Source organism: Gillisella taibaishanensis (assembly GCF_001938985.1).
Lineage (GTDB): Bacteria > Pseudomonadota > Alphaproteobacteria > Rhizobiales > Rhizobiaceae > Allorhizobium > Allorhizobium taibaishanense.
In genome coordinates, this window is record NZ_MKIN01000023.1 from 420119 (window position 1) to 439116 (window position 18998).

Annotated in this window: 13 protein-coding genes; 6 read left to right on the forward strand and 7 right to left on the reverse strand. The window is 61.0% G+C overall.

Translation table 11 applies throughout. The annotated features are described in order from the left end of the window. The first annotated feature begins 11 nt into the window (after positions 1–11). The 6 genes from BJF91_RS18685 (at position 12) to BJF91_RS18710 (ending at position 6047) form a co-directional block, all read left to right on the forward strand. The gene (locus tag BJF91_RS18685) at positions 12–686 is read left to right on the forward strand and encodes a phosphoribosylanthranilate isomerase (RefSeq protein ID WP_075616021.1); all 675 of its coding nucleotides are present in this window, start codon (positions 12–14) and stop codon (positions 684–686) included. Continuing rightward, on the forward strand, positions 683–1903 hold the full coding sequence (gene trpB / locus BJF91_RS18690) for a tryptophan synthase subunit beta (RefSeq protein WP_075616022.1): 1221 nt from the start codon (positions 683–685) through the stop codon (positions 1901–1903). Before BJF91_RS18685 ends, trpB begins: the two co-directional genes overlap by 4 nt. Before the next feature lies 1 nt (position 1904). Continuing rightward, positions 1905–2744, forward strand: a complete 840-nt coding sequence (gene trpA, locus BJF91_RS18695; protein ID WP_075616023.1) for a tryptophan synthase subunit alpha — start codon at positions 1905–1907, stop codon at positions 2742–2744. 135 nt (positions 2745–2879) lie between these two features. Beyond that, complete coding sequence (accD, locus tag BJF91_RS18700; RefSeq protein ID WP_075616108.1) at positions 2880–3800, forward strand: acetyl-CoA carboxylase, carboxyltransferase subunit beta; 921 nt, start codon at positions 2880–2882, stop codon at positions 3798–3800. Between the two features lie 35 nt (positions 3801–3835). Further along, positions 3836–5179, forward strand: coding sequence for a bifunctional folylpolyglutamate synthase/dihydrofolate synthase (locus tag BJF91_RS18705; RefSeq protein ID WP_075616024.1), 1344 nt, complete (start codon positions 3836–3838; stop codon positions 5177–5179). A 196-nt stretch (positions 5180–5375) separates the two neighbouring features. Beyond that, entirely contained in the window at positions 5376–6047 is a 672-nt protein-coding gene (locus BJF91_RS18710; RefSeq protein WP_075616025.1) for a DUF2161 domain-containing phosphodiesterase, read from the forward strand. 15 nt (positions 6048–6062) lie between these two features. Here BJF91_RS18710 and purN read toward each other — a convergent pair whose 3' ends face one another. From purN to BJF91_RS18745, 7 genes are all read right to left on the reverse strand, one after another. Continuing rightward, positions 6063–6662: a phosphoribosylglycinamide formyltransferase gene (gene purN, locus BJF91_RS18715; protein ID WP_075616026.1), complete on the reverse strand. Its 600-nt coding sequence runs from the start codon at positions 6660–6662 to the stop codon at positions 6063–6065. 100 nt (positions 6663–6762) lie between these two features. Next, a complete protein-coding gene (trxA, locus tag BJF91_RS18720; protein WP_075616027.1) occupies positions 6763–7083 on the reverse strand; it encodes a thioredoxin in 321 nt (106 codons plus the stop codon). Between the two features lie 61 nt (positions 7084–7144). Further along, a complete protein-coding gene (gene addA / locus BJF91_RS18725) occupies positions 7145–10696 on the reverse strand; it encodes a double-strand break repair helicase AddA (RefSeq protein WP_075616028.1) in 3552 nt (1183 codons plus the stop codon). Next, positions 10689–13904: a double-strand break repair protein AddB gene (gene addB, locus BJF91_RS18730; RefSeq protein WP_075616029.1), complete on the reverse strand. Its 3216-nt coding sequence runs from the start codon at positions 13902–13904 to the stop codon at positions 10689–10691. The genes addA and addB overlap by 8 nt, the downstream gene beginning before the upstream one ends. Before the next feature lie 2 nt (positions 13905–13906). Next, a complete protein-coding gene (locus BJF91_RS18735; protein WP_075616030.1) occupies positions 13907–14638 on the reverse strand; it encodes a nucleotidyltransferase family protein in 732 nt (243 codons plus the stop codon). A gap of 93 nt (positions 14639–14731) precedes the next feature. Then, positions 14732–16240: a tRNA (adenosine(37)-N6)-threonylcarbamoyltransferase complex ATPase subunit type 1 TsaE gene (gene tsaE / locus BJF91_RS18740; protein WP_075616031.1), complete on the reverse strand. Its 1509-nt coding sequence runs from the start codon at positions 16238–16240 to the stop codon at positions 14732–14734. Beyond that, positions 16237–18786 (reverse strand): sensor histidine kinase, encoded by a 2550-nt coding sequence (locus BJF91_RS18745; RefSeq protein ID WP_075616032.1) that lies wholly within the window; start codon positions 18784–18786, stop codon positions 16237–16239. Before BJF91_RS18745 ends, tsaE begins: the two co-directional genes overlap by 4 nt. Positions 18787–18998 lie beyond the last annotated feature (212 nt).

The window sequence follows — 18998 nt, forward strand, 5'->3', positions numbered from 1 at the left end:
CTTCGCTCACCATGAAACCTGATGTCAAAATTTGCGGATTGAAGACCGAGGAGGCCGTCGAAAAGGCCGTTGCCCTTGGCGCCTCCCATGTCGGCTTCATCTTCTTCGAAAAGAGCCCCAGGAATATCGAGCCTGACATTGCCGGGCGGATCGCCGAGAAGGCGCGGGGCCGGGCCAAGATCGTGGCGGTTACCGTCGATGCCGATAGCGACGACCTCGACGATATCGTCTATCTGCTGAAGCCGGATATCCTGCAATTGCACGGTCACGAAAGCCCGGAACAGATCCTCACCCTCAAGGCGATCTACGGTCTTCCTGTTATCAAGGTGTTTTCCATCCGCGAACCTGCTGATCTTGACCAGATCGATTCCTATATAGGGGTTGCGGACCGTTTCCTGCTCGATGCCAAGGCTCCGGCGGGATCGGAACTGCCGGGCGGCAACGGTGTTACCTTTGATTGGCGGCTGCTGCGCAATCTTGACGCAGATGTCGATTACATGCTTTCCGGTGGGCTCAACAAGGACAATGTGGCGCATGCCCTTGCCGAGACGGGTGCCCGCGGGCTCGATGTTTCATCCGGCGTTGAAAGCGCCCCCGGCGTCAAGGATCTTGATCGGATGGAACAGTTCTTCGCCGCCGTCAGGCAGGCAACGGCCAAGGGGCCGGTTTCAGGGAGTGTACAGTGAACCAGAACCCAATCCCGAATTCCTTCCGGTCCGGTCCGGATGAAGATGGACGCTTTGGCATTTTCGGCGGCCGCTTCGTCGCAGAGACCCTGATGCCGCTGATCCTGGATCTGCAGGCGGAATGGGAAAAAGCCAAGACGGACCCGAGCTTCAAGGCCGAACTCGATCATCTCAACACCCACTATACCGGCCGCCCGAGCCCGCTCTATTTCGCCGAGCGGCTGACGGCCGAGCTGGGTGGCGCCAAGATTTATTTCAAGCGCGATGAGCTCAACCATACCGGCTCGCACAAGATCAACAATTGCCTCGGCCAGATCCTGCTGGCCAAGCGCATGGGCAAGACCCGGATCATCGCCGAAACCGGGGCCGGTCAGCACGGCGTAGCCTCGGCCACGGTTGCGGCCCGCTTCGGCCTGCCCTGCATCGTTTACATGGGCGCCACCGACGTAGAGCGCCAAGCCCCTAACGTCTTCCGCATGAAGCTGCTCGGCGCTGAAGTTCGCCCGGTGTCTTCGGGCCACGGCACGCTGAAGGACGCGATGAACGAGGCGCTGCGCGACTGGGTCACCAATGTCGACGAAACCTATTACATGATCGGCACCGCTGCCGGTCCGCATCCCTATCCGGAAATGGTGCGCGAATTCCAGTCGGTGATCGGCAAGGAATCACGCGACCAGATGATGGCTATCGAAGGCCGGTTGCCGGACGTTCTGGTGGCCGCTGTCGGTGGCGGCTCCAATGCCATTGGCCTGTTCCATCCCTTCCTGGATGATGAGAGCGTGCGGATGATCGGCGTTGAGGCCGGCGGCAAGGGACTTGACGGCAACGAGCATTGCGCCTCGCTGACAGCTGGCTCGCCGGGCGTGCTGCATGGCAACCGCACCTATCTGCTGCAGGACAGCGACGGCCAGATCAAGGACGGCCATTCGATTTCGGCAGGTCTTGATTATCCCGGCATCGGTCCCGAACATTCCTGGCTGAAGGACATGGGTCGGGTCGAATATGTACCGATCATGGACCATGAGGCGCTGGAGGCCTTCCAGCTGCTCACCCGCACCGAAGGCATCATCCCGGCGCTGGAGCCAAGCCATGCGCTGGCCGAAGTGATGAAGCGGGCGCCGAAAATGGGCAAGGACGAGATCATCCTGATGAACCTCTGCGGCCGCGGCGACAAGGATATCTTCACGGTCGGCAAGATTCTGGGAATGGGGCTCTGACATGACGCAGCGTATGGACAAACGGTTTGCCGATCTGAAGGCGGAGGGCCGCCCGGCTCTTGTTACCTATTTCATGGGCGGCGATCCTGACTTCGACACCTCGCTCGCCATCATGAAGGCTTTGCCCGGTGCCGGTGCCGACGTGATCGAGCTTGGCATGCCCTTTTCCGACCCCATGGCCGATGGTCCGGCGATCCAGTTGGCCGGTCAGCGGTCTCTGAAGGCTGGCCAGACCCTGGTGAAAACCCTGGATATGGCTCGGGAATTTCGCAAGGACAATCAGGCGACACCGATCGTCCTGATGGGCTATTACAATCCGATCTATGTCTACGGCGTCGAAAAATTCCTCGACGATGCGCTTCAAGCCGGCATCGACGGCTTGATCGTCGTCGACCTGCCGCCGGAAATGGACGATGAATTGTGCCTTCCGGCCCGCAAGCGGGACATCAACTTCATTCGATTGGCGACGCCGACGACCGATGAGAAGCGCATGCCGATGGTGCTGCAAAACACCTCAGGTTTCGTCTATTATGTCTCGATGAACGGCATTACCGGCTCTGCTCTGCCCGATCCGTCGAAGGTTGCCGGTGCTGTCGGGCGGATCAAGGCGCATACCGATCTGCCGATCTGCGTCGGCTTCGGCGTCAAGACGGCTGAACATGCGCGCCTAATCGGCGCCAGCGCCGATGGCGTCGTGGTCGGCACTGCCATCGTCAATCAGGTCGCACTGAGCCTAACCAAGGATGATAAGGCGACCGCGGACACCGTGCAATCGGTGGTAACCCTAGTGCGTGGCCTGGCAAGCGGCGTTCAGACCGCTCGGCTTGCGGCTGCTCAATAGTCCTTCTAAAATGGGCTATTGCCTTGGAAGGAGCGGGGCCAAACCGGGCTTCACCCCTTCCTGATTGTCTATTTTTCAGCCTTTTCGGATACCGGCCCGCCGAATCTGGAAATGCTCGAGTTAGGAGTATTCGACGTGAACTGGATTACCAACTACGTTCGCCCCCGCATCAACTCGATGCTCGGCCGCCGCGATGTCCCTGATAATCTCTGGATCAAGTGCCCGGAGACCGGTGAAATGGTATTTCACAAGGATCTGGAAGAGAATAAGTGGGTCGTACCCGCGTCCGGCTATCACATGAAGATGCCGGCCAAGGCGCGCCTTGCCGATCTCTTTGACGGCGGCAAGTATGAAGCTTTCGCCCAGCCGAAAGTGGCGCAAGACCCGCTGAAATTCCGCGATTCCAAGAGATATAGCGATCGCCTCAAGGATAGCCGCACCAAGACCGACCAGGAAGACACGATCGTCGCCGGCCTCGGCACCGTGCAGGGCCTGAAGCTGGTCGCCGTTGTGCATGAATTTAACTTCATGGGCGGCTCGCTCGGCATTGCCGCCGGCGAAGCCATCGTCAAGGCTTTCGAGCGGGCAATTGCCGAAAAGTGCCCGCTGGTGATGTTCCCGGCGTCGGGCGGCGCGCGCATGCAGGAAGGCATCCTGTCGCTGATGCAGCTGCCGCGCACCACGGTTGCCGTCGACATGCTGAAGGAAGCCGGCCTGCCTTACATCGTCGTGCTGACCAACCCGACCACCGGCGGCGTTACCGCCTCCTACGCGATGCTGGGCGACCTGCATATTGCCGAGCCGGGCGCAGAAATCTGCTTTGCCGGTAAGCGCGTCATTGAGCAGACCATCCGCGAAAAGCTGCCCGAGGGCTTCCAGACCTCGGAATATCTGCTGGAACATGGCATGGTGGATATGGTGGTCAAGCGCCACGACATTCCCTCGACGCTTGCCCGCACGCTGAAAATCCTGATGAAGCAGCCGGCACCGGTCGTCAGCGCCAATGACGACAAGACCATATCGGTGGTCGAGGCGTCTCGGGCGGTTTCGGCTTAAAACCGACAAGACTCCTGCCAGCCTTGGAACATGAGATGATAGAAAACGTAGTGAGCCAAGCTGAACAGGTCATCAACGAGCTGATGCAATTGCACCCCAAGGGTTTCGACATGACCCTTGGGCGCATGCGCCGCCTGCTGGAAGTACTCGGCAATCCGCAGGACCGCCTGCCGCCGGTCATCCACGTCGCTGGCACCAACGGCAAGGGCTCTGTCAGCGCCTTCTCCAGGGCGCTGCTGGAGGCCGCCGGCCTTGCTGTGCACGTTCATACCTCACCGCATCTGGTCAATTGGCACGAGCGCTACCGCATCGGTGTGAAGGGCGGCAAAGGCCAAATCGTCGAAGACGGCCTGCTGGCTGACGCTCTCAGGCGCGTTGCCGTGGCCAATGCCGGCCAGCATATCACTGTGTTTGAAATCCTGACGGCCGCCGCCTTCCTGTTGTTTTCTGAAATCCCCGCCGACGCTGTGATCATGGAAGTTGGCATGGGCGGGCGGCTGGACTGCACCAATGTTGTCGACCGACCCGCCGTCGCGGTCATCATGCCGATTTCCTTCGATCATCAGGCCTATCTCGGCGACAAGGTGGAACTGATCGCCGCCGAAAAGGCCGGGATCATGAAGAAGCGCCACCCTGTAGTGATCGGCCACCAGGAATTTGCCGCGGCCCGCGATACCCTGGTGGAAACCGCAGAGCGCCTATCCTGCCCACTGTCGGTGTTCGGCCAGGATTATCTGGCCTTTGAAGAGCATGGACGGCTGGTCTATCAGGATGATACCGGCCTGATGGATTTGCCCCTGCCAAGACTGCCCGGCCGTCATCAATACGCGAATGCGGCTGCGGCCATCCGTGCGGTGCGTTCCGCTGGCTTTACCGTCACTGAAGCCGTGGCCGAAACCGCCATGCAGAGCGTAGAATGGCCGGGCCGGCTGCAAAAGCTGACCGAGGGCGCGCTGATCGCCCATGCGCCGAAGGGTGCTGAAATCTGGGTCGATGGCGGTCATAATCCCGGTGCCGGTGAAGTCATCGCCGAAGCCATGGCCGGTTTCGAGGAGCGCCAGCCCCGGCCGCTCTACATGATTACGGGCATGCTCAACACCAAGGATCCGCTCGGCTATTTCAAAGCCTTCGAAGGCCTCGCGGTCCAGGCCTTCACCGTGCCGATCCGCGGCACCGATGCCGCCCTCGATCCGGTCGCGCTCGCCAGTTCCGCTTACGACGCCGGCATTCCAGCCGAACCCGTCTCATCGGTGACCGAAGCGCTGGAGGCTATCCGCAACCGCACCGAAGGCCAGGCCATTGCTCCGCGCATCCTGATCGGCGGCTCGCTCTACGTGGTCGGCAATGTGCTGGCGGATAACGGCACGCCGCCGAAATAAGCGGGATCGTGCATCCAGCATCGCTTCGCCGGAAGATGAAAGGGCGCGGCGATCTCGACGCTTAGCCGCTCTCAGGCAGTAGAGGACGAAAATCAGCATCTTGGCTTTAGCTAAGTAGTGGATTTTTTAGGTGAGGCTCTTTTTCCGCAGGCGACATCCAGCCCTTCTCTGAAAACAGTTTGGCCTCCAATACCCCATGGAAACCTCCCTATACCTCCCGGTCAAAGCCTTCCTCGAACAGGCGGGCTACACCGTCAAAGGCGAAATCGGCGGCTGCGATCTCGTCGGCCTAAGCGACGATGATCCACCCGTCGTGGTGATCTGCGAATTGAAACTGACATTCAATCTGGAACTCATCCTCCAGGCCGTCGACCGGGCCAGCATCTGCGACGAAGTCTGGATCGCCGCGAAAATCTCGGCAAAAGGCAAGGGCAGGGAGGCCGACAAGCGCTACCGCGACCTCTGCCGCCGTCTCGGCATCGGTATGCTCGGCGTGTCCGACCGGGGAGAGGTTAGCATCCTTGTTGGCTCCGTCTCACCCATGCCGCGCACCAACTCAAAACGACGCTCCCGCTTGATGCGCGAGCACCAAAAGCGCCGTGGCGATCCCGCGCTTGGTGGCAGCACCCGAGTGCCTGTCATGACCGCCTACCGTCAAAACGCATTAACTTGCGCCGCAATTATCGCCGCTGGCCCGACCCGTGTTGCCGATGTGCGCAAAGCAGTCCCGGACGCGGGGAAGATTTTGCTGTCTAATGTTTATGGGTGGTTTGAGCGCGTGGATCGCGGGATTTATGGACTGACGGAGGCGGGGCAAGAGGCGCTGAGACGGTGGCCGCAGGGGGAGGGCAGTTGTGATTCCTCCTGAGATGGATATGCCCTTTTAGAAAGGCAACCGCACTTCACCTTCGGTGATGCGTCGTATGAGGTCGGTGAAAAGGGCACATTCCGCAGACATGACCCGTTGCTCCAGAGAGACTACATCATCTGAAGGCTCTATTTTGACAATCGCGGTGGCTAGCGTCCTGCCATGATCGTATTCCTCATCTACGACATGAATCGTAGCACCAGTTTCCGTCTCTTGATTTTCCAGAACAGCGTGGTGAACCCGTTGACCGTACATTCCAAGACCTCCATATTTTGGGAGCAGTCCAGGATGAACATTCAATATTTTTCCGCGAAAAGTATCGAGTGTCAGTGGCCCAAGCTTCTTCAGATAGCCTGATAGGACAACGATTTGCGCCCCGTGTGCGAGGAGCATGTCCTTGACCTCTCGATCGGCATCAGCCTCTCGATTGTGGGTCGGAATATGACGCGAGGGAATGCCATTGGCCTGTGCATAGGCTAGGGCAGTGGAATCTCGTCTGTTGCTGATTAGAACGACAGCCGATGCGTTTATGGAGTTTGCAATGATGGCGTGATTAATTGCCCGAAATGAAGTTCCATTATTCGAAGCAAGAAACGCGACTCTAAGCTTTTGCATCGAATATCCCGTCCAATGACTGACATATGTTTATTTAACATCATCAATAAAAAAGCCCGGCAAAACCGGGCTTTTTTGTATCCAATTATCTACACACCACTCAAGCAGCGCCAGCGATCCAGCTCGACAGTGCCGTCTTCGGCGCAGCTCCAACCTTGATGTCGGCGACTTCGCCGCCCTTGAACATAGCGAGCGTGGGGATGGAGCGGACGCCGAATTTGGCGGCGAGTTCCGGGTTCTCATCGATGTTGAGCTTGGCGATCTTGACCTTGCCGGCCAGTTCCGTGGAGATTTCATCCAGGCTGGGGGCGATCATTTTGCATGGGCCGCACCATTCTGCCCAGAAATCCACCACGACGGGTTCTGCAGACTGCAAAACTTCCGCTTCGAAATTGTTGGAATCGACTTTTACCGTAGCCATTGGCTGCTCCTTGGAGAAATCCTGTTGTCACATATATGATGGTTATTGCGGGGATTTCAACTTAGTCTTGGTGAAGGGGCTGAAGTGCCTGCAATGCATGGCTGAGCGTTACCTCCGTCAGCGCCACCACATGTGGCCCTTCCGTATAGACCAGCAGGCATTCTATCGGCCTGTTTGGATAGAGGGACGTCAGCAATTCCCGATAAATAGCCAGCTGGGCGGAATGGGAGAGCGGCACATCGCTTTCCCGGCGCGGCGGCTGACGGTTGGTCTTATAGTCTAGCAGGATCACTTTTTCGTCAGTCACCGCCATCCGGTCGACCCGGGCGGAAACGGCGCGCTCTTCGCCGCCCAGCCGCATCGTGCCCATCAGCGACAGTTCCGCCTGCGCATGGGCGGAAAACACGGTGGTCAGCGCCGGATGATCAAGTACGGCAAGCACCTGGATCACGAGCTGCTCCCGCGCTCCCGCCGGCCAAAAGCGCGCGGCGCGCTCGCTGTAACGCCGTGCGGCAGCCTCGCGCTCGTCAGAGGGCAGGCCTGGCAGCATTTGCAGCATGCGATGCACCAACCGCCCTCGCTGCAAGGCAAGGCCCGCATCCTCACCCTTGCCGAACAAGGGTGAGTTCAGCATCAGGTTGCCGTCTTCGTCATCAATCTCGATGCCGGCACCGGACGGGCTGAGAGGCCGGGGCAGGCGCGGCGGCGGTGGGGCAGGGCGCAGCAGCGCCTCCGGCAGGGCTTCCAGCTCCGACTTTTCATGCGTCTGCTGCTCCTGCCGGCGAAACCGCTCCGGGCCGGCCTCCATCTGCCAGAGCAGGCCCTGCCATTCTCCGTCAGATCCCTTGAACCGCTCTTCCCGGCAGCGTTCGCCATCATCCTTCAGGGCAGACCAGACCATTTCATGCCAGATCTCGGGCTGCTGCTGCTTGCCGCGATAGCCGCAGACCACCAGCCGGTCGGCGGCGCGGGTCATGCCGACATAGAGCAGCCGGCGATATTCTTCCTCGGTCGCCTGCCGGCGCCGCGCCACATCTTCCGCCGTCAGCGCCGTATCGACCGCCTTGACCGGCGCCCAGATCGGGCATTCGCCAATCTTCTGACCTGTCTCGATCATGCGAAATTTCGGTAGATGCGTATGGTTGAAGGCCTTGGCTCCGTCATCGACCAAAAACACGACCGGTGCTTCCAGACCCTTGGAGGCATGCACGGTCATGATCCGAACTTCGCTGCGCTCCTTGTCCTGCTCACGCTTCACTTCCGGCGATTCCTGCTCCAGCGTGGTGATGAAGGATTGCAGCCCTGGCAGGCCGGCCTGCTCATGCGAGAGGGTAAAGGTCAGGAATTCATCGAGGATGTCGCTGACTTCGCTGCCGAGCCGAGCCAGAAAGTCCCGCCGCCCGCCCAGCGGGCCCAGCACCCGCGCATAGAAATCATGCGGCAGCAGCGTGTGCGCCAGCGTCTGGTAGCGTTGCAGCCGGTTGAGAATGGCCTGCCACAGCGCCGATCCTTCTTCCGCCAACCGGGCAATTTCCGCATAAACGGAGAGGTCGCCGCGCCGGGCGGCCACTTCGAATACATGGTCCTCGCCAAGATCGAACAGAGGGCTTTTCAACAGCGCCGCCAGCGACAGATCGTCGGCGCTGAACAGAACGAACCGCCCGAGCGCCAGCAAATCCTGCACGGCGATATGGCCCGTCAGCCGCAGCCTGTCGGCGCCAGCAACGGGAATATGGCTGCGGCGCTTCAAGGCTCGGGTCAGCGCATTGACGAAGGCACCTCGCTTGCGCACGAGAATGAGGATATCGCCGGCTTCGATGGCCCGCTCCACACCCTTTTCGACAATGGTTTCCCGCCCGATCATCGCCTCGATCCGCTGGGCAATGCGCCGTGCCAGGATAGCCGAGGGCGCACTTTCCGGCGTCGCATCGAAGGGCGCGGTCCAGTCCTCTTCGTTATCGACGCCTTCCGGCGCGATCATCTCCCAGACCTCGACGGTGCCGGGATGGCCGCTGCGGCTCGACATATGCACGACCGCTTCCGAGGTGGCAGACAGGCCCCGCGCATTGTCCGGCTTGGAAAACACTTGGTCGACGGCTGAGAGCACCGCGTGGGTAGAGCGGAAGGAAAGCGGCAGCCGGATGGCGCTGAAGGCCTCGCCGCCGCGGGCCACTTCCTGCGCCGTCTCGCGCGCTTCCTCGGAAAAACGCTCCGGCCGCGCGCCCTGGAAGGAATAGATCGATTGCTTTTCGTCACCAACCGCAAAGAAGGTGCGGCGCACCGGCCGCGCGCTTTGGCCGGAAAAGAAATCCTCGCGCAGCGACCGGATCACCGACCATTGCACCGGGCTCGTGTCCTGGGCTTCATCGACAAGGATGTGGTCGATGCCCTGGTCCAGCTTGTAATGCACCCAGGGGCCAACAGTGCTGCGGGTCAAAAGCTCGGCCGTGCGGGCAATCAGATCTTCAAAATCCAGTTGGCTGCTGCGCTTTTTCAGCTCCTCATAGTCGTGATCCAGCCGCTCGGCCAGCGTCAGCGCTGCCCGGGTAGCGGTGAAGAGGCGATAGAGCCTCAGCCGCTCGCGGCAGGCAACGACGTGGTCGCGCGCAGCAAAAATCGCATCGGACAGGTAAGGGGCCGCTTTGGCCATGGCGGCGGCAATCAGCGAGCGATCGGCCTTCGGCTTGTCGGCTGCAGTAAAGAAGGCCTCTTCCAGCAGGCCGACCCGCAGCAAAGCGTCCGGCTGGCGAACGGCGGCCTCAAGCTTCAAAGCCACGCCCTGTACCAGCACGCCACCCTTGCTCAGCGCCAGATCGATATAGGTGGAGAGCTGTGGCCCCTCCAGGCTCGGCAGCGGCCAGAAGGCCTCTGCCAGCGATTGCGCCGTCTCCTCAGGCGTAACGCCGAGTGCTGCCCGCAAGGCGGGATCGACGCCACCGTGATGGCGGGCTTTTGCCAGGAAGCCGCGCACGGCATGGCGATTGGAGACGATATCCGAGAGCAGATTTTCCAGGCCGAATTCATCACCCAGGCTCAGGACTTCTGCAAAGGCTTCGGCCAGCGCCGCGTCGTCTTCCGCAGCAGTCGCTGTTAAAAGCGAGCGGCGCGCATCAGCCAACAGCACGGAGGCAGCGCGGTCGTCGAGCACCGAAAAATGCCCGGCGACATTGGCCTCCAGCGGAAACTGATGCAGCAGCGCCTCGCAAAAGGCATGGATGGTCTGGATTTTCAGCCCACCCGGCGTTTCCAGCGCCCGTGCAAACAGCCGGCGCGCCTCGGCAATCTTTATCCGGTCCGGAGGCCGTCGCTCAATGGCTTCGATCCGGCCGGCGAGATCCTGATCGGACAGGGTTGCCCATTCCGCCAGCCGGTCGAACACCCGGTTAGACATCTCAGACGCCGCCGCCTTGGTATAGGTCAGGCAGAGAATGGAGGAGGGGCGGGCGCCAGCCAGTAGCAGGCGAATGACCCGCTGGGTGAGAACATGGGTTTTGCCTGATCCGGCATTGGCCGAGACCCAGGCGGAACGTGCAGGGTCTGACGCCAGCGATTGCTGCCGCGTGGTCCAGTCGATCGGGTCTTCACCCTCGCGCAGTATCTCGGGATCAGTCATCGCCGCCGCTCTCCTCTGCCGCTTCGGCGGTGGACCATTCCGCCACGCGGGCGAGATGGTCGTAATCGCCACTGAAATCATTCATCAGTGCAGGCATCAGCCGCGAGACATAGCCGCGCTCGCCCGATTGCAGCAGGGCGACGAAGCGGGTCAGCTGTTCGATGGATTCCGTTGCAAGATCCAGCGCGGATTTGGCCTTGTCACCTTTGCCGGTCAGCTCGTTGTTGACTGTCTCAGCCTTGAAGCGCCCACCCGGCCGGAGCCGAACATAGATCAGATTATCCGGCGTCAGCCGTCCCACATCCTTGAAGGCGCCTCTTTCCAGTGCCGCCGCCTCCAGCGGCAGTTGCGGATCGAGCAGGCTGCGGGCCTGGGAGACGCTGGGGTTGAGTCCGGTTTTGTAATCGATGATATCGGCATGGCCGGCACGGATATCGATCCGGTCGGCGACACCAGTTAGCCGGATATCGATACCGGGAAGTTCAACCCCGGCGTGGGCTTCCGTCACCAGTTTCGCCGGATCACGCTTGCGTTGCCAGTCAATAAAGGCGCGCCCCACTTCGGCAAAGCGCTTGCGCCAGACGACGTAGATATGCGGCGGTAGATTTTCCTCGACGAACAGCTGGTCGGCAATATCCGCCATGAGCTGTTCGGCTTCTGGTCCCAGTTTCTCAGGCATCTCGGCCACAAACCGCTCGATGATCGCGTGATAAAGCGTTCCGCGTTCAGAAGCACCGGGATCGGTATTGAAACCATCGACGGCATCAAGTTTCAGGATACGGCGGGCATAGATCGCATAGGGATCGCGCCGCAGCCTTCCGACCTCGCTGAAGGAATAGGTCTTCGGATGCAGATCGGCCGGGGGCTTGGGCTGCGGCCGTTGCGCCGGCGCTTGTTCGGGCCCCTTGTCGAGAAGATCAGCGAAGTGCCGGTAGCGCTCGCCCCGGGCCTTCAGGGTGGCAGCGAATTCCTTGCCGCCCAGCGCCAGCAGCCGCTGCAGCCAGCGCGAAGCGACTGTCGGTGCTGAACCCTGGCGCAGCGCCCGGCAGTAAATCAGGTGGCGGGTGCCATTGGCCATTTCGAAGTCATGGGCAAGCTGGCCGATTTGTCGCTCCGGTGGCTCCAGGCCCATATCAGTCTTCATGCTGCGTGACAGAAAGGGATTATTGGTGGTGGTCCCCGGCCAAGAGCCCTCGTTGAGGCCGCCGAGCACCATGGTATCGACGGTTTGCAGACGCGATTCCAGCGCCCCGAAAATGAAGACGCGCGGATGGCGCAGCGATTTCGGCTTGACCGACAGGCTCGCCGTCAGCGCCGCGACGATCTCGATCCATTGCGGACCGTCGGCGCTCATTTCGCCATCGGTTTCCATGATCTCGCTCAGCATCTGCGCCAGTACCCCGCCGGCCTCGTCGGCCCAAAGCGGCGCCAGATCGCCACCATCGGTACGGGCCACCGCTTCCAGAACCCGGCCGGTGCGCTCGGCCCAGTCCTTCAGCGACAGCCGGGCGGTGAAATGCCGGCCATCGGGCTTGGCAACGACATGCGTGGCCAGCGGTTCTACCGCTTCGGCCAGCGCAAGCGCGAACGTTCGTGCGTCTTCCTGCGCCGTCTCGCTCATCGAGCGCCGCCAGGCGGGCGGATGCCGATCATCGAATTGCGCAATGCGCTGCTCGTCGAATATTGGTGCCAGACCAGCAATATCAATGGTGCCGGTGCCACCGCGCAGCGCAATAGCTTCCAGCGCATCGGCGGCAGCCCTATGGCCCTCGACCGGCCTGCCAAACCGGGCTAGCGGATGCTTCAGAAGAGATACGATCGCCAGCGGATCGCCCGGCCTCAGCACCGCTTCCAGCATCAGGGTCAGCAGCGTGCCCTGCGGCGTCGCGGCAAAGGGCGTGCCGGCGGAATCGTCGGCCTCGATGCCGAAGCGGGCAAGCTCAGACGCCACCCGGCGGGCAAGATTGCGGTCGGGCGTGATGAGCGCCGCCCGGCTCTCGCCGCCGTCGCTGCCGGGCCGCTCCAGCGCAAGACGCAGCGCGATGGCAATCGCAATGGCTTCTTCCCGTTCATTGGCCGCTTCGATCAGCGCCACATCGGCAAAGGCCGCCTCGAACCTGGCGTCGCCAAACGCAGCACGCCAGGCGGTCCAGCCATCCGTTGCCTTGGCGGGCGATAGGGCACGCGACAGGATTTCACTGCGGTCGGCAAGATCAGGCTCCGCCGGGTCCAGCACCTCGACATCGTCACGGGTGAGGTGAAGCCGGCCCAAAAGTCGGTGCAGCCCGTATTGCGGATGCGTGCGTGCGGTCGGCTCTGGCGGCATGCCGGGCGGCTGCTCGCCGCCGACAGTCAGCCACTGGTACTCGGGCATGGTCTTGTCCAGGCCTGGCAAGACGATTACGCCGTGGGGAAGCTGGGCCACGGTCGCGATCAGTTCCGAGGCGGCGGGGATGGAGCCGGTGGAGCCGGCGACGATGACAGGGCTATCGCCGGGCAGGCGCGCCAGCCGGTCGCGCTCGGCCCGCAGCAGCGCATTGCGATGCAGAACTGGTGATGACCGGCTCAATTCTTCCAGCCGCGCCGGCCAATAGGCGCTGGCAATGCCGAGGAAGGCGAGCGTCAGCTGCCACCAGGAGGCAAAGTCGCGGGCATCGAGCTTTTCCAGATCGCTCCAGTCGCGCTCTTCGGTCTCCACGGCATCGATCAGTTCCACCAGCGCCCGTGCAAGCCAGACGGCATCGGCCGGGCTTGCGGGGGCAACAAGCGGCGTTTCGGTATGGATGCTCAGCACGATATCCGGCAGCTTGTTGCGCCAGGCCAGGATCAGTTGCGCCAGTTCCAGCAGCCGCACCGTGTTGCTGATCGGCGGATTGAGCGCGAGCAGCGCCGGCGGCTCGGCGTCAAAATAGCTGGCGTCGTCTTCGGCTTCACCGAGCGGCTTGATGATCGGCAGGATCGCCGAGCGCCCGCCCAGGACCTCCACGAATTGGGCACGCAGCACGCGCACGGCGCGCCGGGTCGGCACCAGAATAGTGACCTTTGACAGCGACAGCGGATCGGCAGGGTCGTAGCGATAGCCTGGCGCCAGCCGCCCGTCGCAGAGCATCTCGGCGATCAAGCGCAGGAACGGCCGGGCAGGTGGGATGGTCACAATCCTTGCCCGGCTTCCGGGTCCGGTTCTATCGCCTGGAGCACTCGCTTCCATCGTCAGGCGCCTTGAGGCAGGCGGGCGAGAACGGCCTCGGCCTCACCAATTGCTTCAGGCGTGCCGACGGTTAGCCATTCGCCTTCCAGCATCAAGCCGAACAGCCTGCCCTTGGTAATTGCCGTGTCGAAATAGATATTGAGGTTGAAGGCATCCTGTGGCGCATCGTCGAGTAGCGCGCGATCCATGGCCAGCGCCCCGGCATAGACAACCGGGTTCGGATCATCGGACTTGTAGCGCGTCAGGCGGCCATCGGTGCCGAGATTGAAGTCATTTTTGCCATTGTGGCCGGTGGTCTGCTCCAGCCGCACGCAGAGCATGATCATGTCCATAGCTGCTGGGTCAAAGGCGGCTCCCAGCCTTTGAAGATTGGTCGGCTGTCCCTTGGGCTCACCGATCCAGAAAAGGTCGGCATTCATCACCAGGAGCGGGCCGGGCTGGAGCAGCTTGATGCCTTTGGCAAGGCCGCCACCATTGTTCATCAGTCCGTCACGCTCGTCCGAAATCAGAATGCGCGGCGCCGGCCGCTGCGCCAGATGCGCCAGCATCATCTCTGGAAAATGATGGATATTGACCACCGCCGTCTCGACGCCGGCTTGGCTCAGGTGGTCCAGGGCGTAATCGACCAGCGTCTTGCCCGCCACTTTCACCAGCGGTTTTGGCAGCGTATCTGTGATCGGACGCATTCTGGTGCCGAGCCCTGCGGCCAGCACCATGGCTTGGGAAATGGTCATGGGTTTGAATTCGGCTTTCGAATCTCTGGATCTGCCTCTGTCTATCGCAGATCTTCCCGCAGAACCACTCTCAAGGCAGCATTCAAAGTCCTGTCAGACCCGCTCCAACAGGCCAAGGCCGGTCAGCCAATTGCGCAGCGGATGCAGCGTCTCGTGGTCAAGCGCGGCGGTGAGGTAGGTGAGGGTGCGCGGCATGTGCTTCATATAATCGGGCTTGCCATCCCGCTTCATCAATCGCACCCAGAGGCCGACCAGCTTGCAATTGCGCTGGACTGCCATGATGGCGAAATCGCGCAGCAGCGCATCATGATCGAATCCGGCTTCCGATTGGCGCAGGTCGAGATAATGATCGAGCATCTGCCGCTGTAGATCCGGCTCGACGGTTACCCGCGCGTCCTGCACCAGCGAGGCGAGATCATAGGCGGCAGGCCCGATCATCGCATCCTGGAAGTCGATCAAGCCAACGCGTTGGATGCCTCGGCGGTTCCCTTGCCAGAGCAGGTTGGGCGAGTGCACATCGCGTAAAACAAGGCTTTCGCGATCACTGATCTGGCTAAACAGCTTGGACCAGAGCTGAGCATAGGTCTGCCGCTCGTCTTCGGTTGGTTTGCGACCAAGCTTCCACTCGACATACCAATCGAGCAGCAGTTCAGTCTCAAAACCCATGGCTTGCGTATCAAAATCCGGGATACGGTGAATATGGTCGGGCGCAACGGTGATTTCACGTGAAACAATCTGGCCATGCAGAAAGGCCAGCGTGGCGGCGGCCTCAAGATACCGCTCGGCAATCGGCCGGCCCTCATCATCAAGAATGCCGTCTTGGCCGAGATCTTCCGTCAGCAAGATGCCATCGGGATCAGTGGCATAAATCTGCGGGACGGTAACGCCCATGGAGGCAAGCAACTGGTCAATGGCGACGAAAGGTCGGTAATCTTCAGCCAGATGCACCAGTTCCGGATAGGTCTTGCCAAAGCGGATCACCGGCGTATCCGGCCGCGGCGGGCTGTCCATCAGGATTCGCTGCGGTTGACCATCCAGCCGCACAACCTCATAGGCACGGTAATCCGCATCACCGCTGAGAAAGCGGCGGCGAGCGGCCTTCATGGCATTACGGTCAAGAAAGGCCCGGATCGCCAGCACGCGGGAAATACGGTCAAGTTTTAGTTTCGGCCCTGTAATGGTCAGCGCGCGGCCGCCGTCGGGAGTGAAGCCGTAGTGCAAGCTGATCACCGATTTCGGCAGCCGGTCATCGGCTCTCTCAGGCCACTCGACGAGACATATCCCGATCTCCAAGGCCTCGTCGAAGCCGAGTTCGTCCAGTTCCGATGCGTCGCTCAGCCGGTAGAGATCGAAATGCGCGACGGGAATGCGCAACTCGTAACTTTGAACAAGGGTGAAGGTCGGGCTTGGCACGTCGAGCATGTCGTCATCGGCCATTGCCCGCAGAAATGCACGCGCCAGTGTCGATTTACCAGCACCCAAATCCCCATAAAGCGCTAGGCAATCGCCCGCCTTTAGCGCCAGCGCCAGATCTTCGCCCAGCTGGATAGTCGCAGCTTCATCGGGCAGGATGATCGACAGTGACGATGGCGCGATGGTCATTCTGCAGCGACGGAATGGACGAGAACGCCTGAAGGAATCCGGCAAAGAACCGTGGTTCCTTGGTCAGGCACGCTATTGATCGACACGGTGCCGCTGTGCAGATGCACGAAACTCTCAACGATGGAGAGGCCCAGACCTGCACCGGTCCGCTTGCCGCCCTTGGCATTGGAGGAGAAGCGCTTGAACACCGACGGCAGCATGTCCTCGGGAATACCGCACCCGGTATCGGAGACCGAGAAAACGAAATCCGCCTCTTCGCGCCAGCATTTGAGCACGACCTTCGCGCCTTCGGGCGAGAAGTTTACGGCATTGGTGATGATCTTGATCAGGATCTGCTTCAGACGCTGTTGATCGGCAACGATGTCGCCGAGATGCGGAGCAGCCAGAATTTCCAGCGTCACGCCGCCTTCCTGCAACCGGTCCGTCATCTGCATGGAGACGTCGTCGAGCAGATCGGTCAGGTCGATATCGGAATAGGTCAACCGCATGATGCCTGCATCGACGGTGGCGAGATCGAGAATATCGTTGACGATGGTCAAAAGCACGGCCGAGGACGTGGAGATATGGTCGACATATTCCGACTGCTTCGGATTGAGCGGGCCAATTGCCGTCGACTTCAGCAGATCGGTAAAGCCGATGATATTGGTGAGCGGCGAGCGCAGTTCGTAGGAAATATGCTGTACGAAATCGTTCTTCAGCTCGTCGGCCTTGCGCAGCGCCTCGTTCTTTTCTAGCAGTGCCCGCTCAGCCCGCACGCTGTCGGTGATGTTGACGAAGGTCAGCATGGTCTGGGCGTTCGGCAGCGGGATGACGGCATAATCCAGCACGAGGCCGGACATCAGCTCGATCGTGCCCTGGCTGGACGGCCGCTCATCTTCGAAGCTGGTGATCATCTTGCCGAAGGCGCGCCAGCCATCCGGCTTTTCATAGGAGGGCGCGCAGGCTTCTTCGATGGCGCGGATATGGGTGCCCGGCGCCGCTTGCGCCTCGGTAATACCCCAGAGCGCCCGGAAGGCCGGGTTCGACAGACGGATACGGCCATCGGGACCAAAGACCGCGACGCCCTCGGAGAGGTGATCGATGGTCTCGCCCTGAACACGCACCAGCGTATTGTAGCGGGTCTCGAGATCGACCTGTTCGGTCAGGTTCTCGAAAACCCAGGTGGCGCCGCCCTGCGGATGGGCCGAGGCGATGACCCGCAGCGTCTGACCGTTGGGCAGGTGCCAGAGCACGGTTTGCGTATCGATGGAGCGATAGACGGAAAGGGTGTTTTCCTTCCAGGCTTTCCAGCTCAACTGTTCCGGCAGCTTACCGGCGCTGCGCAGCCGGTCGAGCAGTTCCGCGTGGTCGGGCCGGGATTCAAGGAAGGCGAGATCCAGATCCCAGAGCTGCTGGAAGGCCTGGTTGTAGAATTGCAGCCGCCGTTCGCCGTCGAAAATTGCGACCGGCGTAGCGAGATGATCGAGCGTTTCGGCATGGCTCTTCAAAGTCCGGCTCAGTTCCTCGCGCAGCGCCTCTTCGCGCGACACGTCGATCGCCATGCCGCATGAGCCCTTCGGCGTCTTGGTGTCGACGACGGAAAAGAAGGTGCGGTTGCCATGCACCACGGTCGAAACCGTATCGTGGAAGGGCGAGATCGGCGTCAGCGTCGCGCGGATCTTTTCCCGGGTAATGGTGTTGAGAATTTCCCGGTTTTCCTGCACGGCCTGATCAGGGGTCAGCGCCTCAACGGCGTCGCTATAGGCCTGGTTTACCCAGACCAGACGTCCTTCGGAATCACGCTGCCAAACCGGCTGCTCGACCGACTCCAGCAAGCTCTCGAAGGTTTCGATGGCGGTTGTCAGGCGAGTCTTTTCGATCTTCAATTCGGCCAGTTCGGCGCGCAGATTGTTGAGGGCTACAAACCGGGCAAAAGCCCGGCCACCGGACACCCGGCCTTGTACTTCGAGAACTTCGTCGCGATAGGTCTCGACGATCAGGTCGAAACTCTGAGCATTGAAACGCAGCTTTTCGATTGCGTTGTCCAGTTCGGCGGCCGAACCCGGCTTCATCCAGCGCCCAAAGGCGAGAAAATCAGCCTCGGTTTGTGGAGCACCGGTTTCGACAGGCAATTGACCGAGTTGCTCTGGCTTGGTCTCCCCGCCGTCCCAGATAACGATGCGGCGGTTCTTGTCGGCGATCAGCGCCTGGTAGCGGGAAATTCTCTGATTAGCATCCGATAGTGCAGAGCGGATTTCGCGGCTTTCTGCTTCGATGCCATTGCGTTGGCGTACCAGCCAGAGCGTCGACAGAAGCGTGGCGGAAATTGCGCCGATAACCAGTGAAAATCCGATCATTTCAGTGGATGAAAAGGTTTCAATGCTGCCGGCGTTCAGCGCCTGGGCAGATGCCGAACCAGCGAGAACAGCTTGCAAGCCCAGCCCGCTGGCCAGGACGGTGCTGCCGCGCAGCCACCAGCGTGCCAAGGGCCAGGACAGCCTGAAGCCGCTTCTTGACCGACAAAGCTCTGCCGTCGAGCCCTTATGAGGCGCCGATACTGCACGCATATATGTACCCGTCCTTCCCCGTAGGAACGGGTATTTCGCATGAACCGTCATTTTCGGTCTGTCTCCGTCCAGTGTGCCGCATTTCGACAAGACATCCCCATTTCGCGTGCTCTCCTGCAGGGTCGCATCACCAGGCCCGAGGCGACAGGTGACGTCATGCAACCCGCTTGCTGCGTCACAGGCAAAGCAGAACGCAATCCTGGTGAAAGCAA